Here is an 18,976-nt window from a genome sequence, read left to right on the forward strand (position 1 = left end):
AAAGAAACTACTATATACTTATGGAAGATGAAAAAGAGAAAATATTTACTATCATACAAAATTATTTAAAGAATCCACCTGTCGTTATTTGGGGATCTGGAGCAACTGTACCATTTGGATTACCAAGTATGTGGTCACTAAATGAAAGTATCAAAAAGGAAATACCTGAATTTGATCAAACTAATGAGAACTTAGAAATTGAGCTTGGAAAAGACGAGTATAGAGAGTTAATGCCACAGATTAGAAAAATAATTTGGAAGGAGGTATCCAAAGCCGATAAAAAAGTTTTAAAAGATTTTTTAGTTTCTGAAAACAATATTTTTGATGGTGTAAGGAAATTAGTGGAAAAAATTAGTGATACACATCCTAAAGTTATAAATATTATTACAACAAATTATGATAGGATAATTGAGTACGCTCTTTCATTTCACAATATTCCATTTACTGATGGTTTTTTAGGAAAAGACCTTTCAGTTTTTGATGAGAATTTATTTTCATCAAAAAACATCGTTAATCTAGTTAAGGTACATGGTTCCCTTAACTGGTTTGATTTAGCAGGTGAATCACGTTATTTAAATAATAATTTTGAAGGTTCTTTACCTCAAATTATATGTCCAGGAAAGAATAAATATCAAGAGACATATAAAAGTCCATATAGAGAGCTAATTCAAAAGTCAGATTCATACATTAATTCAGCAGATAGTTTTTTAGTTGTTGGTTTTGGTTTTAACGATGAACATCTCACACCAAAAATTAAAGTCAAAGTCAAAAAAGGAATTCCAATTGTAGTAATCACTAAAGTGATTTCTGAAACTTGTTTGCAAGAAATTCAAGAAGCTGAGAAATATGTCCTTATTGAAGAATCTAGTGAGGATAAAACTAAATTTACATTTAAAGAAAAAGGATTAGAAAAACAAGAAATTATTCTTGATGGTAATTATTGGTCTTTAAATACTTTTATTGATATAATATAAACTAAAATTATGCAATTAGGAAAAGTTCAAAGTGTTGATACGGGAAACATAACTGTTAAGGTAGATAGCGAAGATTTATTAAATAGTGTACAGGTAAACCAGATTATTCAAATACGCTCTACAAAAATAGGAGAAAAGATTATAGGTTTAATTTCTAAAATTCTTAGAAAAGCTTTGTCAGATAAAATAGAAGATGATGAAGATGCTGATTTTGTTATTGAAAATGTAATTAAGGTAAATTTAGTTGGAACATTTATAGAGAAAGATGGTACAATGAAAAATGTTTTTAAAAGAACATTAAATACTGTTCCAAGTATCAATGCTGATTGTTTTCTCCTCACTGGATCCGAATTAACAGAATTCATGAAAACTATTTCTTCAAGTAGCGAAAATCCGTTAAAAGTAGGGAAATATACTATTGCAGAAGAATCAGAGGTGAATCTTGATGGGAATAAGTTTTTTCAAAGGCATGCTGTGATTGTTGGAGGAACAGGATCTGGTAAGTCTTGGACGGTTGCTAATGTTCTAGAAAGTGCATCTAAGCTACAATCTGTGAATAGCATTGTACTTGATTTACACGGAGAGTATATCCCTTTAAGTGAATTAGCTAATGTTTCTCTTTTAAAAATTGCGGGACCTTCAGATGACTGTTCAAATCCTGATAATATTTTCCTTCCTTATTGGCTTTTATCATATGAAGAAATAGAGTCTTTGTTGCTAGATCGAAGTGATAGTAATGCTCCAAATCAGTCAAGAGCACTTTTTGATTTGATTATCAAACTGAAAAAAGAAAAATTAGAAGCCGAAAGCAAGCATGATGTTTTGAATAATTTTACAGTTGAAAGCCCTATTCCTTTTTCAATTTCTACATTACTCCGAGAATTAGATGATGAAGATCAAAAAATGGTTGAAGGAGCTAGGTCAGGAACAGAAAAGCAAGGTCCATTATTTGGTAAATTGACAAGATTTGTTCAACGATTATCAAGTAAAAAAGAAGACAAAAGATTAAACTTTTTATTTAACGAAGATCCAAGTTTATTGGAATATGATTGGTTTAGCATTTTAATTAAAAAACTATTAGATTTTGGTAAAGGGAGTGGTATCAAGATTATTGATTTTTCAGAAGTTCCATCTGATATTTTGCCTTTAATAACAGGTCTATTAGCAAGATTGATTTTTTCTATTCAACAATGGACTGATGAAAGTAATAGACATCCAATCTCTATTTTTTGTGATGAAGCACATTTATACTTACCCGCTAATACTAAAGGTTCAATTGAGGAAAAGGGCTTACAAAGTTTTGAAAGAATTAGTAAGGAAGGACGAAAATATGGTGTTTCATTAGTTGTTATAAGTCAACGACCATCTGATGTAAGTAAAACTATTTTGAGTCAATGTGGCAATTTTATAGCAATGCGCCTTACAAACCCTGATGATCAAAATGTAATTAAACGATTGTTTCCAGATAATTTAGGAGATTTTGCTAATTTATTACCTATCTTAGATATTGGAGAAGCGTTAATCGTTGGAGATGCATCATTATTACCTAGTAGAGTTCAAATAGATAAACCTACTGTAAAACCAAAAAGTGCAACAATTGATTTTTGGGATGAATGGTCGAAACAAAAAGATAATGTAAATCTAGATTTTGCTGTTGAAGCTTTAAGAAAGCAATCTAAAGTATAATCACCATTAACATGAAATCCACCAAAACTAAATTAGAACAAGCATTTATAAGCCTTTTGGAAACAGAAGCTTAACGTTTTTTTAATACTGAATTTAAAACCATCAACAAAATGAAAGATACAAACAATAAAAAGTCCTTAGTTCGCTCTTCATCGGCAGAGTACTTAACTTTTATTGCAGCAACAGGCGACGGTGGAGTGGATGCGATTTATGCAGATGAAAATATTTGGTTGTCGCAAAAAATGATGGCTACACTTTACAATGTAGATGTAAGAACCATAAATGAACACCTAAAAAATATCTTTAAAGACAACGAATTAGAAGAAAGTTCAGTTATCCGGAAATACCGGATAACTGCCACCGATGGCAAAAATTATAACACACAACACTACAATCTTTCAGCAATTATTGCGGTTGGTTACAAGGTAAATTCCGAACGCGCGGTACAATTTCGTAAATGGGCAACGCAAATTGTACAAGAATTTACGATTAAAGGTTTCGCTATGGATGATGAACGTCTTAAAAATGATGGAACGATTCTCGGAAAAAAATACTTTGAAGAGCAATTGCAACGCATCCGTGAAATCCGATTAAGTGAACGAAAATTCTATCAAAAAATAACAGATATTTATGCAACTGCTATTGATTATGATGTAAACGCACAAGCAACGAAACGCTTTTTTGCTACGATTCAAAACAAATTGCATTGGGCAATTCACGGACAAACGGCAGCAGAAGTCATTGTAAACCGAGCCGATCATCAAAAGAAAAATATGGGATTAACCACTTGGCAAGATGCCCCAAAAGGTAAAATTCAAAAATTTGATGTTAATGTAGCTAAAAATTATTTGTCGGATAATGAAATGCAACAATTACAACGGTTGGTTTCGGCTTATTTAGATATTGCAGAAGACATGGCGCTGAGACAAATTCCGATGACAATGGAAGATTGGGAAAGTCGTTTGAACAGATTTATAGAGGCTACAGACAGAGAAGTGTTACAAAACGCAGGCAAAGTAACTGCGGAAATAGCCAAAGCACATGCAGAAACTGAGTTTGAGAAATATAGAATTATACAAGACCAATTGTTTGAAAGCGATTTTGATCGAATCGTTAAATTAACTCCACCTGAAAAAGATGTGGAGTAAAGCAACTATTGAATATGAAATACACCGAATCACAATTAGAACAAGCTTTTATTAGCCTTTTGGAAACAGAAGGCTATATCTATATTGATGGAAAACAGTTGCAAAGAAGTTCAAATCAAGAAGTATTGATTAAAGAGGATTTGCGTGCGTTTTTGCAAGATCGTTATGAAGATTTAGAAGAAATAGAATTGGAAAGCATTACCAATGAGTTGGCTTTTCAATCGACCTCTAATTTGTACGAGTCTAATAAATACATTTGCAAATTATTGGCGGATGGATTTATTTTTAAACGTAACAATCCACACAAAAAGGATTTACATATACGATATATCGATTGTGATTCGGTAGCCAATAACACGTTTAAAATTGTCAATCAACTCGAGATACAAGGAAGCGAATTGCGCATTCCTGATTTGATCTTGTACATCAATGGAATTCCTGTCGTGGTTTTTGAATTTAAAACAGCCATTGAAGAAGAAATTACCATTCATGATGCGTACAAGCAATTAACGACACGTTACAAAAGAGGGATTCCCGAATTACTAAAATACAATGTGTTTTGTGTGATTAGTGATGGGGTGAATAACAAAGCCGGAACAGTATTTTCTCCTTACGAATTTTACTACGGTTGGAATAAAATTACTGGAGCAGAAAAGAAAGCCTTAACAGGAATTGAAACTACAACTTCTTTGGTGCAAGGAATGTTGAATGAAACACGATTGGTTGATATTATTCATCATTTTGTATTGTTTCCGGACAATTCTAAAAGAGAAGATAAAATTCTGTGTCGCTATCCTCAATATTATGCGGCCAATAAGTTGTATCAAAACATCAAAGCTCACCGTAAACCTAAAGGTGACGGTAAAGGTGGAACATACTTTGGAGCTACTGGTTGTGGTAAAAGTTTTACGATGCTGTATCTAACGCGTTTGTTGATGCGTTCCACCGATTTTGCAAGTCCAACGATTATTATCATTTCCGACCGTACCGATTTAGACGATCAATTATCGAAGGATTTTACGAATGCCAAGAAATTCATTGGAGATGAAAATATCATCAATATCGAATCGAGAGCCGATTTACGATCTCGATTAAGAGGAATTGAAAGTGGTGGTGTGTATCTGACTACTGTTCAGAAATTTGCTGAAGATGCTAAAATTTTATCCGATCGTACCAATATCATTTGTATATCGGATGAGGCCCACCGCTCACAAGTGAATCTTGATTTAAAAGTGAAAATTGACGAAGAAAAAGGAGTGACAAAATCGTATGGTTTTGCCAAATATTTACACGATTCTTTATCTAATGCAACTTATGTTGGATTTACAGGAACACCTATCGACAAAACCTTAGAAGTGTTTGGAGATGTAGTGGATCAATACACGATGTTTGAATCGGTAAATGATGAAATTACCGTTCGTTTGGTCTATGAAGGTAGAGCTGCTAAAGTCAATCTAGATTACAATAAAGTTCAAGAAATTGAAAATTATTACGAAAATGCAGTTGCAGAAGGAGCATCTGAATATCATGTAGAAGCCAGTCAAAAAGCAATCGCTAAAATGGAAGTTGTTTTAGGAGATACCGACCGAATCAAAGCTATTGCACAAGATTTTATTAATCATTACGAAAAACGTATCGCAGAAAAAGCTACCGTAGCAGGAAAAGTGATGTTTGTTTGTGCTTCTCGTACCATTGCTTATAAATTGTACCAAGAAATTTTGGCGTTACGTCCGGAATGGGGTGAATTGCAATTGGCAGAAGATTTATCAGATAAAGAACGTAAGGAAATCAAACCTATTGAACGTGTGAAAATGGTGATGACACGTAATAAGGATGATGAAGAAAAGTTATGGAATTTATTAGGCAATAAAGATGATCGAAAAGAATTGGATAGACAATTCAAGCAAATCAAATCCAACTTTAAAATTGCGATTGTAGTGGATATGTGGTTAACAGGATTTGATGTTCCCTTCTTAGATACCATTTATATTGATAAACCTTTACAAACGCATAATTTAATACAAACTATTTCTCGTGTCAATCGTAAATACGAAGGTAAAGATCGCGGTTTAGTTGTTGATTATATAGGAATCAAAAAGAATCTAAATAAGGCATTAGGAATGTTCAATAACCAAACTGCCGATGATGATTTTGAAGACTTAAATCAAGCTGAAATCATCGTTAGAGATCAAATGGATTTGTTACGTCAGTTTTTCCATCAGTTTGATAACGCTTTGTATTATCAAGGTAATCCTGTAGAACGTTTGCAATGTTTGAATAAAGCATCAGAATTGGTTTTAAAAACAGAAGAATCAGAAAAGTTTTTTGTGAATGTTACCAAAAAATTGAAATCGTCTTACAACTTGGTGAGTGGTTCGGAATTGTTTACTCCGAAAGAAGTCGATGAAATTCATTTTTATTTTGCCGTGAAATCAATTGTAGTAAAATTGACCAAGGGTGAAGCTCCAGATACCGAACAAATGAACGCTAAAGTAGCCAAAATGGTAGAAGAAGCGATTGTTTCTGAAGGTGTGGAAGAGATCTTTAAGTTAGACGATAATAAAGCGAATGCGATTGATTTGTTTAATGATAAGTTTATAGAGAAAATCTCCAATTTAGAATTACCCAATACCAAGATTAAGATATTAGAACGCTTGTTAAAACAGACGATAAACGATTTTAAAAAGATTAATAAAGTTAAAGGTCAAGACTTCTCAGAGCTTTTGCAAGGCATTGTCAATAGATACAACGAAAGAAGTGAGAATGATTTGTTGGATTATGAAGGGATTCAGTCTGATACAGCCGAACAAATGTTAGATTTGATTATCAAACTTCGTACGGAAATGGCTTCATTTGAAGATTTAGGTATTGATTATGAAGAAAAAGCCTTCTACGATATTTTAGATGTAATCTGCAAACAATACGGTTTTGAGTTTGATAAAGACAAGCTTTTAGAGTTGGCAAAGGAAATCAAAAAGATTGTTGATAATACAGCGAAATATCCGGACTGGAGCGATCGCGATGATATTAAAGCTCAATTGAAAATGGATATTATTGTAAAATTGCATCAATATGGTTATCCTCCAATTACTCAAGATGATGTGTACAAGAATGTATTGGAACAGGCAGAGAATTTTAAGAAGAATAGGTAATGAATAATTTACAAGATTTTAAAACCTTTTATTTAGATATTGCATTGCCAAATTTGCCAAGTTTTACTTCTTGGTTTAGTGAAAGTAATTTTTAAAATTAATATCTTCTCTCGTCTTAATTGGAAACTTTTTCGGGGGAGCTTACAAATCATTAACTCAAGCATAGAAGTTGTCGCAAACTGAAAAATGTATGCTGAAATGTATCAAGTTGATGAGAAAAAAACACATGCAATCGATCGATTATTATTAAAGGAATTGAAATGATTGAAATTCATACTATTATCGGCAAAAAACGATTATTTAAAACTTAAAATCTATCAAATATTTGCCGATAACGGCATATTTGTTATCAAGTTATAATCTTAATTTTGTACCTTATTTGTACCATAAAGTTATAAATAACTGATAATCAGATGTGGATTTCGAAGAAGTGAAATAATTCACAATTCCATAAGCCAACAAAATCCCTGCTGGAAAGTAGGGATTTTTTTAAGGCTTAAAAAATTTACTCACTTTCAAAGTCGTTTAAAGAGGATTTTAGTAGCAGTAATTCCTCTTTAATTTTCTCTAAACGAAACACCAATTGAACTTCATTTTTAAGATTTTTATTTTCGTCTAAAGCTGTTCGAGCCCCTTCCAAGGTATAACCTCTTTCTTTGACCAAGTGATAAATCAGTTTAAAATTCTGAATGTCTTGTGGTGTAAAAAAGCGATTTCCTTTTTTATTTTTCTTTGGTTGAATTTGTGGGAATTCCTTTTCCCAAAAGCGGATGAGTGAGGCGTTGACATCAAAAGCTTTAGCCACCTCACCGATGGAATAATAGAGTTTCTCAGGTAATTCAATCTTCATCAATCCAAAGATACTGTCATTTTTTGAGAATCCTCATAGAGTTTTCTAAACTCATCAGGACTTACATCTTGATGGAAAAAATTGATGGGATTTACTTTTTCACCATTTTTATGAACTTCGTAATGCAAATGAGCTCCCGTCGATAATCCGCTAGAACCCACATAGCCAATAACATCACCTCTCTTCACCTTTTGCCCACGTTGAGTTTTGATTTTATTCAAGTGAGCATACAAGGTTTTGTAGCCATAGCCGTGGTTCAAAACCACCACATTTCCAAAACCGCCCATATTTTCTGCCTGTGCTACGGTGGCGTCTCCTGTGGCATACACGGGCGTTCCCGTAGGTGCAGAAAAATCAATGCCAGCGTGTAGTTTCCCGATTTTCAAGATTGGATGTAATCGCATGCCGAAGCCTGAGGCTATTTTTTTCAAATCTTTATTGGCGATGGGTTGAATGGCTGGGAGGTGACGAAACATTTCGTCTTTTTTCTTTGCTGATTCTATGATTTCATCCAAAGATTTTGATTGAATAATGAGCCGTTTGCTTAGAATATCTAAACTTTTTGACGTTTCTTTGATGAGTTCAGCATTTTGCAGACGTGAAAACTTTTCGTAGCGGTCAATCCCGCCAAATCCTGCTTTTCTAGCATCTTTAGAAATCGGTTCTAATTCAAAAAATGAACGGTAGATAAATTCATCTCTTTCTTCTAAATTATCTAAAACTTCTTGCGTTTTTTTGAATTTTTTGTTCAAAACCGCATATTGAAGTTCCATTTCCTCCAATTCATGCTCTAGCTGTACTTGAGAAATATTTTTAGGCTTAATAAAATAATGGTAGCCTAAAAGAGTGCCCAAGGCAGAAAAAAATAGGCTTAAAAAGATAATATAAAAAATAAGTTGCGTATTATTTTGAGGTGTCCCGAAAGATTTTTTTTGAATTTTTCGGAAATATTGAGTTCCTTTCTTCATCATAAGCGAATCATTTCAATTACACTTTTATTATATTTGCTCTTTATTGCATTGCAAATTAAAAAGATTTATAAAGCTTTGTGCGTTAATAAACTCTTAAATCCATTCTAAAGAAAATTAAAGAAGCATGAATTCCAATACTATACGTCAGAAATTTTTATCTTTTTTTGAAGAAAAACAGCACGAAATTGTTTCAAGTGCACCCATCGTTTTGAAGGATGACCCGACACTAATGTTTACCAATAGTGGAATGAATCAATTCAAAGATTATTTCTTGGGCTATACCGAGCCTAAATTTAAGCGAGCCGCAGACACACAGAAATGCTTGCGTGTATCGGGTAAACACAATGATTTAGACGATGTGGGTAAAGATACCTACCATCATACCATGTTTGAAATGTTGGGGAATTGGTCTTTTGGAGATTACTTCAAAAAAGAAGCCATTGCTTGGGCGTGGGAGCTTCTGACAGAGGTTTTTAAGATTTCTAAAGAAAATTTATACGTCACTATTTTTGAGGGAAATGAAGAGGAAAATTTGCCAGAGGATACAGAAGCGGCCACTTTTTGGAAAGAACATATTGCTGAAAATCGAATTTTAAAAGGCGATAAAAAAGATAATTTTTGGGAAATGGGAGCGAGTGGCCCCTGCGGGCCTTGTTCAGAAATTCATGTGGATTTACGCTCGGAAGAAGAAAAAAAGAAAAAATCAGGCGCAGAATTAGTAAATAAAGATCACCCACAAGTGGTAGAAATTTGGAATTTGGTCTTTATGCAATTTAACCGAAAGGCTGATGGGAGCTTAGAGAATTTACCGCATTACCACATAGATACAGGGATGGGCTTTGAGCGGCTATGCATGGTTTTGCAAAATAAAACATCTAATTATGATACCGATGTTTTTTCTAGTTTGATTCAAAAAGTGGAAGAGTTAACTCAGCATCAATACAATAAAAACACAGCTACAGATGTTGCTATACGCGTGGTTGTGGACCATTTGCGTGCGGTTTCTTTTGCTATTGCAGATGGGCAATTACCATCAAATACTGGCGCAGGCTATGTCATCAGGCGGATTTTACGAAGAGCCATCAGTTATGCTTACCGATTTTTAAATCAGAAGGATACGTTCATTTATCGGTTGGTCGATGGATTTGTTCATCAATACGGTGACGCCTTCCCTGAACTGAAACGAAATCAAGATTTGATAACCAAAGTCATAGAGCAAGAAGAAGAAAGCTTCTTGAAAACCATTCACCAAGGTTTGAATCTTTTGAATGATTTAATAGAAAAGACAGATGGTAGAGTCTTGGAAGGGAAAGCAGTTTTTGAGCTTTATGATACTTATGGTTTCCCGCTAGATTTATCTCAACTCATTGCTGCCGAGAAGGGTTTTTCCATCGATGAAAAAGCTTATGAAGCAGAGATGGAAAAACAAAAACAGCGCTCAAAAGCAGCTGCAACTTCTAGCAAAGGAGATTGGGAAATTTTACTCGAAGGGGCAGAAGAAAACTTCATAGGCTATGATGCTTGCCAAGCCAATGTTGAAATTTCAAGATATCGAGCAGTGGAAGATAAAAAAGGTCAATTTTATCAATTGGTATTCAACCAAACACCCTTTTATGCAGAAGGCGGCGGGCAAGTGGGCGACAAAGGCTATTTGCTGACAGAAGAAGGAGATAAAATTGAAATACTAGATACCAAAAAGGAAAATAATTTAATTTATCATTTAGCTCAAAAATTACCACAAAATTTCAAAAATTTAAAAGCAGTGGTGAATGAGTCTCGACGGAAAAATATCATGAGAAATCATACGGCTACACATTTGTTGCATCAAGCTTTGAGAACGATTCTCGGGACTCACGTTGAGCAAAAAGGTAGCTACGTGAGTGAGGATTATTTGCGGTTTGATTTTTCGCATTTTGAGAAATTAACCGAGGAACAGCTGAATTTAATTCAACAATTTGTTAATAACCGCATTAAAGAAGAAATTCCCCTAGAAGAAAATCGTGAAATTTCGCTTGCCAAAGCTTTGGAGAAAGGCGCTATGGCACTTTTTGGCGAGAAATATGGAGATAAAGTACGAATGATTCAGTTTGGAGATTCCAAAGAACTTTGTGGTGGAACTCACGCGGGGAATACGGCTGATTTGTTCACATTTAAAATTATTGCAGAAACATCATCGGCGGCGGGCATTCGCCGAATTGAAGCGGTAACAGGGCAAGGCGCTTTAGAATTCTATCAATCTTATCAAGCTAAATATGAGCAAATCGAAGAACTCATGGGGAATCCAGCGCATTTGAATGCCGCGATTGAAAAACTGATAGCCGAGAATCAAAAAAATCAAGAAAAAATTAAAGGCTTAGAAAAAATAGCCGTAGGCTTAGAGAAAGAAAAATGGCTAAAGGAAGAAAAAAACATCAAAGGAATTTCGAGCATTTTAGTCCAAACTGAAATGGATAATAGTGGCATCAAAGATTTGATTTTCAATTTGAAATCTGAAAATCCTGAACGCTTTATTCTAGTGATGAATACTCAGAATGATAAACCAACCCTTTCGGTGGGAGTGGGTAATGATTTAGTCAAAAAAAGAGGATTAAACGCAGGGCAATTGGTGCGTGAGTGGGCTAAAATCATCAAAGGCGGTGGCGGTGGCCAACCTGATTTTGCTAGTGCGGGGGGGAAAGAAGTAGCTCAATTACCTGAAGTTTTGAAAACGGCACAAAAGTTCCTAGAAAATTTGTAACCTGAACTCATAGCAATTTTTTACTTAATATGAAATAGAGCGAGGGCTAATGGAGAAAATTGATAAAAGATTTTGAGATAACAGCTGTCATAGCACATTGCAAGAAAAATAAAAAATAAATGTGGCATATGTGAGGTTAATAAAAATTTGAGCAATAGCAAGGAAGATTTATCAATTTCCGTTGGAATAATAGTCTTTTAGATATTCCATTTCGGTGGCAAAAGCAATCACTTTTTGCTGAAATTTTTGATTTAAATCAGCTAAAAATTTAGAGTATTCATTCTTTAAGAAAAAATGAAAATCTTCCTCGTTTTCAGAAAAAAATTGGATAGAATAATTGGTAGCATCGGGCTGTGGATGAGATAAAACTTTACTGAATCTTGCTGATTTGAAGCCACCTTTTTTCATCAGCTTTTTGATGAGATATTGCTCAAACCAAGTCAACCATTCTTCTTGAATGTCTTTTTCTACAATGTAAGTTATGTTAAAAATAATCATCGAAACAAAGATAGATTATTTAAAATTAATTAAATTCACTTTTCAATGAAGTAAAGCTATGAATTCACCCTTTTTTGCCATCATTATTGCTGTATATGAGCGAGAAGAAGAGTTAAAGAAACTTTTAGAAAGCATAGGGAATCAGGTTTTCAGAAATTTTGAAGTCATTGTAGTAGACGATGGTTCTCCTACGCCTCTGCAAGAAGTGGTGGAAGAATTTCAGCCGAGGCTAAGCATCAGATATTATTACAAAGAAAATTCAGGGCCTGGACAGAGCCGAAATTATGGGATGCAAAAATCTGAAGCTAACTATTACATTTTCTTAGACTCTGATACTATATTGCCACCGCAGTATTTGCAAGAAATTTCTAAAGCCTTAGAAAAAAATAAATATGATTTCTTCGGAGGGGCAGATGCTGCTGCAGAAGATTTCAATGCGTTGCAAAAAGCAATTTCATTTGCCATGACATCGATGATTTCAACAGGCGGTATCCGAGGAAGAAAACAATCAGTGATGAGGTTTCAGCCGAGGAGTTTCAATATGGGCATCTCACGTGAATGTTTTTCGGCAACGGGTGGTTTTTCCGATTTGCGTGTAGGCGAAGACCCAGACTTGAGCATGCGTCTTTGGGAGAAAGGATTTCGGTCTGGTTTCATTGAGAAAGCATGGGTATATCATCAGCGTAGGAATAATTTGAAATCTTTTGGTCGCCAGGTTCGTTCTTTTGGTCGTGCTCGCCCTGTGCTAAATCGTCGGCACCCACAATATCGGAAGTTGAGTTTTTGGTTTCCAAGCTTTTTCATTTTAGGCTTTTGTATAGCTATTTTACTTGCATTTTTTGGTATTTGGTGGCTGCTGATTTTCTATGGTTTCTATTTTTCAGTTGTTTTTATTTCAGCTTTTATAGAGACAAAAGGCTTGAAATCAGCGATTTTAGCCTGCTTAGCTGTTTTCATTCAAATGGAAATGTACGGCATTGGTTTTTTAGAAGCTCAAATTAAGTTAAATTTATTGCGTCAGAAGCCAGAAAAAGCTTTTCCACAACATTTTACCCATGATTGAATTATTTTCTCATGAATATTTTATGAAAAAAGCCTTACAGGAAGCTGAAATTGCTTTTGAGAAAGGTGAAATTCCTGTAGGAGCTATCATTGTAGCTCAAGACAAAATCATCGGGCGAGGGCATAATTTAACCGAACAGCTCACTGACGTGACAGCACATGCTGAAATACAAGCTATTACCGCGGCAAGCCAGTATTTGAACGGGAAGTATTTAAGGAACTGTAAATTATATGTGACTTTAGAGCCTTGCTGCATGTGTGCTGGGGCGCTTTATTGGAGTCAGATTGATGAGATTTATGTGGGGGCAAAGGATCTGAAGCGTGGTTTTTCTAACTTTAATGTCCCTTTGCATCCTAAAACTAAAATCAGATTTGGTGTTTTGGCTGAAGAAAGTTTAAATTTAATTCAAAAATTTTTCAAGAATAAAAGAAAATAGGCTGAAGATTTTTTTAAGCCTTAAAAAAAGTCTATTGAAATCCTAGAATTTGCTTCAAATTTAAAAATTTTTAAAGCCTTTAGAAATTATATGTTTTTGTATCTTTAGAAATCAAAAATATTTTAAATGAATCAATTTAAATTAACCCTATTGGTAGCATTGCTTTCAAGTCTCGCCATAGGGCAGCAAAAGTCCAGTCATCAGTCTGTCATTGAATATGTGAATCCGTTTATTGGGACATCCAATTACGGTGCGACTAATCCTGGAGCAATTGCACCCCGTGGGATGTTAAGTATTTCACCATTTAATGTGGCCTTTGATGCTAGCGGTAGAGAAATCCCACTAGAAAAAGACTCACAGTGGTTGTCTACGCCATATGTGCATGAAAATGAGTTTTTAACAGGTTTTACTCACGTTAATTTGAGCGGTGTTGGCTGCCCAGACTTGGGAGTGATTATCAGTATGCCGACTACGGGTGAAATAAAGACCAATCATTTAGATTACGGCTCAGCTTATGAGAATGAAAAAGCTGAACCAGGTTATTATTCAGTAGATTTAAAAAAATATGGCATCAAGACGGAAGTTACGGCAACCCAACGAGCGGGGATGAGTCGTTTTTATTTTCCTGCAGGAACTTCAAATGTGTTATTAAATTTAGGGCTAGGGCTAACAAATGAGCAAGGAGCAATGTTGAAATTTGTTTCACCCACCGAAGTGGAAGGTTTGCGTATGGTTGGTTCATTTTGCTATAATAGTGAGGAAAAAGCTTACCCAGTTTATTTTGTAGCGAAAGTTTCTAAAGAGCCGCAAAGGCGAGGAATCTGGAAAAAGCATCAGTTTTATGAAGGCTTAGAGGCTCAGTGGATGGGCTATAATGGCGAAACGAGAATGAAAGAAAACTTTAGCCGAGCAGTAGTAGGGGATAGCATTGGAGGCTACTTTTCTTATAATTTTAAGCAACCTACTGTGGTTGAATTAAAAGTTGGGATTTCTTATGTGAGTATAGAAAATGCACGGGAAAATTTAGAAAAAGAAATCGGTGAAAAAAACTTCACACAAGTTAAAATGATGACGCAAAGAGCTTGGGAAAAACAGCTTTCTGCAGTTGAAATCGAGAGTGATGATGAAAACAAGAAGAAGATTTTCTACTCAGGTTTGTATCATGCGTCGATTCACCCTAACATCTTCCATGATTTTAATGGCGATTACGTGAAATCTAATGGAGAAATCGGCCATACCGAAGGTGAACGTTATACCGTTTTTTCACTGTGGGATACTTACCGAAATTACCATCAACTCTTTAGTCTATTGTATCCAAAGCAGCAAATGCAGATGGTAAATTCAATGCTATCCATTTATGATGAGAGCGGTTGGTTGCCTAAATGGGAACTGAACTCCACAGAAACTTTTACAATGGTAGGCGACCCGGCAGCCATTGTTTTAGCAGATACTTATTTGAGAGGTTTAACGCAATTTGATGCTGAAAAGGCTTTCACAGCAATGAAAAAAAGTGCTGAAACACTAGAGGATAACCCTCTGAGACCAGGAATCAAAGAATATTTAGAGAAAGGATATCTGAGTGTGGATAGAGGTGTATCTGGCCCAGTTTCTACCACGCAAGAATATAATATTGCTGATTTTGCTATCGGGCAGATGGCAGAAGCTTTGGGCTATGCAGAAGAAGCAAAAAAATATAAAAAACAAAGCTTATCGTACCGAAATTTATTTGATAAAGAGTTTAATTTACTTCGCCCCAAGCATGCAAACGGGAACTGGTATTCGCCGTTTGACCCAGACAAAGGAGCAAACTTTGAGAAAAATGTGGGTTACATTGAGGGAAATGCATGGCAATACGCATTTATGGTTCCACATGATATGAGAGGACTCATCCAGTTGATGGGAGGCGAGAAAAAATTTGTGAAACAATTGAATGAAATATTTAATAATCAAAAGTTTGATATGGCAAATGAACCAGATATTGCTTACCCATATCTGTTTAATTATGTAAAAGGAGAGGAATGGCGAACACAAAAAAAGGTGGATGAATTATTGCAAAAATACTATAAAAATAAGCCTGATGGTTTGCCAGGGAATGATGATACTGGTGTGATGTCGGCTTGGATGATGTACGGAATGCTCGGATTTTATCCAGTGGCTCCGGCACAGCCGATTTATACATTTACTTCGCCAAAATTTGATAAAGTTACGCTGAACTTAGATACTGATTTCCACCCCAATGGGAAAATTGAAATTTTGTCTAACGCATCTGAAGGAGGGAAGTACATTCAGCAAATTTGGGTAGATGGGAAGGTTTATAAATCATACTTTATTACAGATCGGGTCTTGAAAAACGCAAGACAAATCCGTTTTGAATTAGGCGAAAATCCCAAAAAATAAAAATTAGAATATTTTTAGACCTTAAAAAACTGTTTCAATGGGTTTTGAGACAGTTTTTTTATGGGAAAATTTTTAAAGGCTTATTAAATTTCTTTTCGCAGCCGTGCTACAGGAATGCTGAGCTGTTCACGGTATTTGGCAACCGTACGGCGAGCGATAGAATAGCCGTTTTCTTTCAATTTTTTAGCTAATTTTTCGTCGGTAAGGGGTTTACGTTTATTTTCATTTTCTACGATTTCAGATAAGATTTTCTTTATTTCTCGTGTAGAAACTTCCTCGCCATCATCATTAGTCATACTTTCAGAGAAAAGTTCTTTTATCAAGAACGTTCCATATGGTGTGTTGACGTATTTAGAATTAGCTACCCGAGAAATGGTAGAAATATCCATATCGACGATTTCTGCAATATCCTTTAATATCATCGGGCGGATGTCTCTATCATCACCAGTCAAGAAATAATCCTTTTGGTAATTCATAATGGCCGTCATTGTAGCCATCAGTGTATTTTGCCGTTGTTGAATGGCTTCGATAAACCATTTGGCTGCATCTAATTTTTGTTTGACAAAAAGAACGGCTTTTTTTTGCTCTTTGTTCTTATTTTCGGATTTTTTATAAGTATCAAACATTTCTGCATATTGCCGAGAAACATGCAGTTGCGGAGCATTTCTCCCGTTCAGTGTCAATTCCAGTTCACCTTCAATGATACGGATTGTAAAATCAGGAACAATGTGCTCTATGATTTTAGTGTTTCCACCAAAAGCTTTTCCTGGCTTGGGGTTTAATCCTTCTATTTCTTCGATAGCATTGCGCAGTTCTTCCTCGTCAATGTCAAATTTTTTAAGCAATTTTTTGTAATGCTTCTTCGCAAAACTGTCAAACGATTGATTGATTAATTCATAAGCCAATTCCACCTCATCGGTTTGAGTTTTTCGTTTTAACTGTAAGAGCAAACATTCCTTTAAATCTCTAGCGCCAACACCAGTAGGGCTGAGCCGCTGAATGTAATCTTCTAGCAAATGCGTCAGATGTTCTTCTGTAGTAGAAATATTGAGATTAAAAGCTAAATCATCAACAATAGAACGAACTTCTCTGCGTAAATAGCCATCTTCATCCAAATTCCCGATGAGAAAATCAGCCAAAGCCAAATCCTGTTCATCCAGTCGAAACATGTGGAGTTGCTCTTTCAGGTGGTCATAGAAAGTGGTTCCCTGAGCGTAGGGAATACTTTTTTCGTCATCATCAGCGCTATAATTGTTGGTATAAGATTTATAAGAAGGAAATTCATCATCACTCAAATATTCATCCACATTAATTTCAATATCATCAATGCTATCACGTTCCGCCATCTCATCATTATACAATTCATCAGAATTATCTTTAAAGAGGTCATCTTCTTCATAATCTGGCTGATCCTCTAGAGCAGGATTTTCCTCCATTTCCTCTTTTACTCGTTGCTCGAAGGCTACAGTCGGCAATTGCACAAGTTTCATCAGCTGGATTTGCTGAGGAGATAATTTCTGTTGAAGTTTCTGTTGTAATTCTTGTTTTAGCATTTTGATAACAAGTTAAAATTCAGCGTTTTTAGGATATCGAGGGAAAGGAATAACATCACGGATATTTCCCATTCCTGTTACAAACAAGATTAATCGTTCTAAACCTAAGCCAAAGCCACTGTGTGGGACGCTACCAAATCTTCGTGTATCGAGATACCACCACAATTCCTTCTCATCGATATTATGTTCCGTCATTTTTTGTTTGAGAACATCCAAACGCTCCTCACGCTGCGAACCACCGATAATTTCTCCGATTCCAGGGAAAAGAACATCCATCGCACGAACAGTTTTTTGGTCATTGTTTAAACGCATGTAAAAAGCCTTAATCTTTGCAGGATAGTCAAATAAAATCACTGGAGAATTAAAGTGTTTTTCAACTAAATAACGCTCGTGTTCTGATTGCAAATCAGCACCCCATTCTTCGATTAAGTAATTAAATTTCTTCTTCTTATTAGGCTTACTATTTTTCAATATTTCAATAGCCTCAGTGTAAGAGAGACGCACAAATTTATTTTTCAGCACATATTGTAAGCGTTCTATCAGCCCCAGTTCAGTACGTTCATTTTTAGGTTTTTCCTTTTGAATTTGAGCAAAACGTTCGTCCAAAAATTGTAAATCATCTTGGCAATGCTGAAAAAGATATGCGATGACTGATTTTAGAAAATCTTCAGCCAAATCCATATTATCATCCAAATCATTGAAAGCTACCTCTGGCTCAATCATCCAAAACTCAGCTAAATGACGACTTGTATTTGAATTTTCAGCTCTAAAGGTAGGGCCAAAAGTATAAACTTTACCCAACCCCATTGCAGCAGCCTCAGCTTCTAATTGCCCCGAAACCGTCAAATTGGTTTTTTTACCAAAAAAATCTTGTGAATAATCAATTTCATTCGCCTCATTTTTAGGTAAATTCTCCAAAGAAAAGTTTGTGACATGAAACATCTCACCCGCCCCCTCAGCATCGCTTCCAGTAATGATGGGCGTATTGATATAGAAAAATCCTTTTTTGTTGAAATAATCATGAATTGCAAACATCGCATGATGGCGAATACGCATAATGGCACCGAACGTGTTGGTTCTGAACCTTAAATGCGCTTGCTCTCTTAGAAATTCTAAGCTGTGCTTTTTGGGCTGCAGAATAGTTTCTTGCACTTCCTCAGGATTCGCCTGGCCATATACGGATGTTTTCTGGGCTTGAATTTCAATTTCTTGCCCTCTCCCTTGGCTTTCAACGACAGAACCAATGACTTTGAGTGAAGAGCCAATGGTGATTTCTTTTAATTCCGTTTCACTCATTGAGTCAAAATCTACGACGATTTGAATGTTTTGCAACGAAGAACCATCATTTAAAGCAATAAAGCGATTGCTGCGGAAAGATTTTACCCAACCTTTTACGATAACGTCTTCGTGGATAGCATTTTTCCCTTTCTCGATTAATTCTTTAATAGTGTATAAAATCATGCTTTTTTACATATTTTGAATCTCTACAAATGTACTTAAATTTTAACACA

At 35.2% G+C, this 18,976-nt stretch carries 13 protein-coding genes; 8 read left to right on the top strand and 5 right to left on the bottom strand.

Annotated elements, in window-relative coordinates; all coding sequences use genetic code 11:
* The first annotated feature begins 20 nt into the window (after positions 1–20).
* From D5J18_RS05305 to D5J18_RS05320, 4 genes are all read left to right on the top strand, one after another.
* Positions 21–974, top strand: a complete 954-nt coding sequence (locus D5J18_RS05305; protein ID WP_119057981.1) for an SIR2 family protein — start codon at positions 21–23, stop codon at positions 972–974.
* 9 nt (positions 975–983) lie between these two features.
* Positions 984–2,660 (top strand): ATP-binding protein, encoded by a 1,677-nt coding sequence (locus D5J18_RS05310; protein ID WP_119057982.1) that lies wholly within the window; start codon positions 984–986, stop codon positions 2,658–2,660.
* A 110-nt stretch (positions 2,661–2,770) separates the two neighbouring features.
* Positions 2,771–3,808, top strand: coding sequence for a virulence RhuM family protein (locus D5J18_RS05315; RefSeq protein WP_119057983.1), 1,038 nt, complete (start codon positions 2,771–2,773; stop codon positions 3,806–3,808).
* Positions 3,809–3,822: 14 nt separating this feature from the next.
* A complete protein-coding gene (locus D5J18_RS05320; RefSeq protein ID WP_119057984.1) occupies positions 3,823–6,960 on the top strand; it encodes a type I restriction endonuclease subunit R in 3,138 nt (1,045 codons plus the stop codon).
* Positions 6,961–7,465: 505 nt separating this feature from the next.
* Here D5J18_RS05320 and D5J18_RS05325 read toward each other — a convergent pair.
* The gene (locus tag D5J18_RS05325; protein WP_119057985.1) at positions 7,466–7,810 is read right to left on the bottom strand and encodes a MerR family transcriptional regulator; all 345 of its coding nucleotides are present in this window, start codon (positions 7,808–7,810) and stop codon (positions 7,466–7,468) included.
* Positions 7,810–8,781 carry a M23 family metallopeptidase gene (locus D5J18_RS05330; protein WP_119057986.1) on the bottom strand — a complete coding sequence of 324 codons (972 nt, stop codon included), beginning with the start codon at positions 8,779–8,781 and terminating at the stop codon, positions 7,810–7,812. Before D5J18_RS05330 ends, D5J18_RS05325 begins: the two co-directional genes overlap by 1 nt.
* A 124-nt stretch (positions 8,782–8,905) precedes the next feature.
* On the opposite strand from D5J18_RS05330, the gene alaS reads away from it, so the two are divergent.
* Positions 8,906–11,518 (top strand): alanine--tRNA ligase, encoded by a 2,613-nt coding sequence (gene alaS, locus D5J18_RS05335; protein WP_119057987.1) that lies wholly within the window; start codon positions 8,906–8,908, stop codon positions 11,516–11,518.
* 171 nt (positions 11,519–11,689) lie between these two features.
* Here alaS and D5J18_RS05340 read toward each other — a convergent pair whose 3' ends face one another.
* Positions 11,690–12,016 carry a DUF4286 family protein gene (locus tag D5J18_RS05340; RefSeq protein WP_119057988.1) on the bottom strand — a complete coding sequence of 109 codons (327 nt, stop codon included), beginning with the start codon at positions 12,014–12,016 and terminating at the stop codon, positions 11,690–11,692.
* Between the two features lie 58 nt (positions 12,017–12,074).
* On the opposite strand from D5J18_RS05340, the gene D5J18_RS05345 reads away from it, so the two are divergent.
* The 3 genes from D5J18_RS05345 to D5J18_RS05355 all read left to right on the top strand — a co-directional run bounded on the left by D5J18_RS05345 (position 12,075) and on the right by D5J18_RS05355 (position 15,912).
* Positions 12,075–13,079, top strand: a complete 1,005-nt coding sequence (locus D5J18_RS05345; RefSeq protein ID WP_119057989.1) for a glycosyltransferase family 2 protein — start codon at positions 12,075–12,077, stop codon at positions 13,077–13,079.
* Positions 13,072–13,515, top strand: coding sequence for a nucleoside deaminase (locus D5J18_RS05350; protein WP_119057990.1), 444 nt, complete (start codon positions 13,072–13,074; stop codon positions 13,513–13,515). Before D5J18_RS05345 ends, D5J18_RS05350 begins: the two co-directional genes overlap by 8 nt.
* 126 nt (positions 13,516–13,641) lie before the next feature.
* Positions 13,642–15,912, top strand: coding sequence for a GH92 family glycosyl hydrolase (locus D5J18_RS05355; protein ID WP_119057991.1), 2,271 nt, complete (start codon positions 13,642–13,644; stop codon positions 15,910–15,912).
* A gap of 83 nt (positions 15,913–15,995) precedes the next feature.
* On the opposite strand, the gene rpoN is transcribed toward D5J18_RS05355, so the two are convergent.
* Positions 15,996–17,465 carry an RNA polymerase factor sigma-54 gene (rpoN, locus tag D5J18_RS05360; RefSeq protein ID WP_119057992.1) on the bottom strand — a complete coding sequence of 490 codons (1,470 nt, stop codon included), beginning with the start codon at positions 17,463–17,465 and terminating at the stop codon, positions 15,996–15,998.
* A 12-nt stretch (positions 17,466–17,477) separates the two neighbouring features.
* A complete protein-coding gene (asnS, locus tag D5J18_RS05365) occupies positions 17,478–18,926 on the bottom strand; it encodes an asparagine--tRNA ligase (protein WP_119057993.1) in 1,449 nt (482 codons plus the stop codon).
* Positions 18,927–18,976: the final 50 nt, after the last annotated feature.

Source organism: Candidatus Ornithobacterium hominis, from assembly GCF_900538215.1.
Taxonomy (GTDB): Bacteria; Bacteroidota; Bacteroidia; order Flavobacteriales; family Weeksellaceae; genus Ornithobacterium; species Ornithobacterium hominis.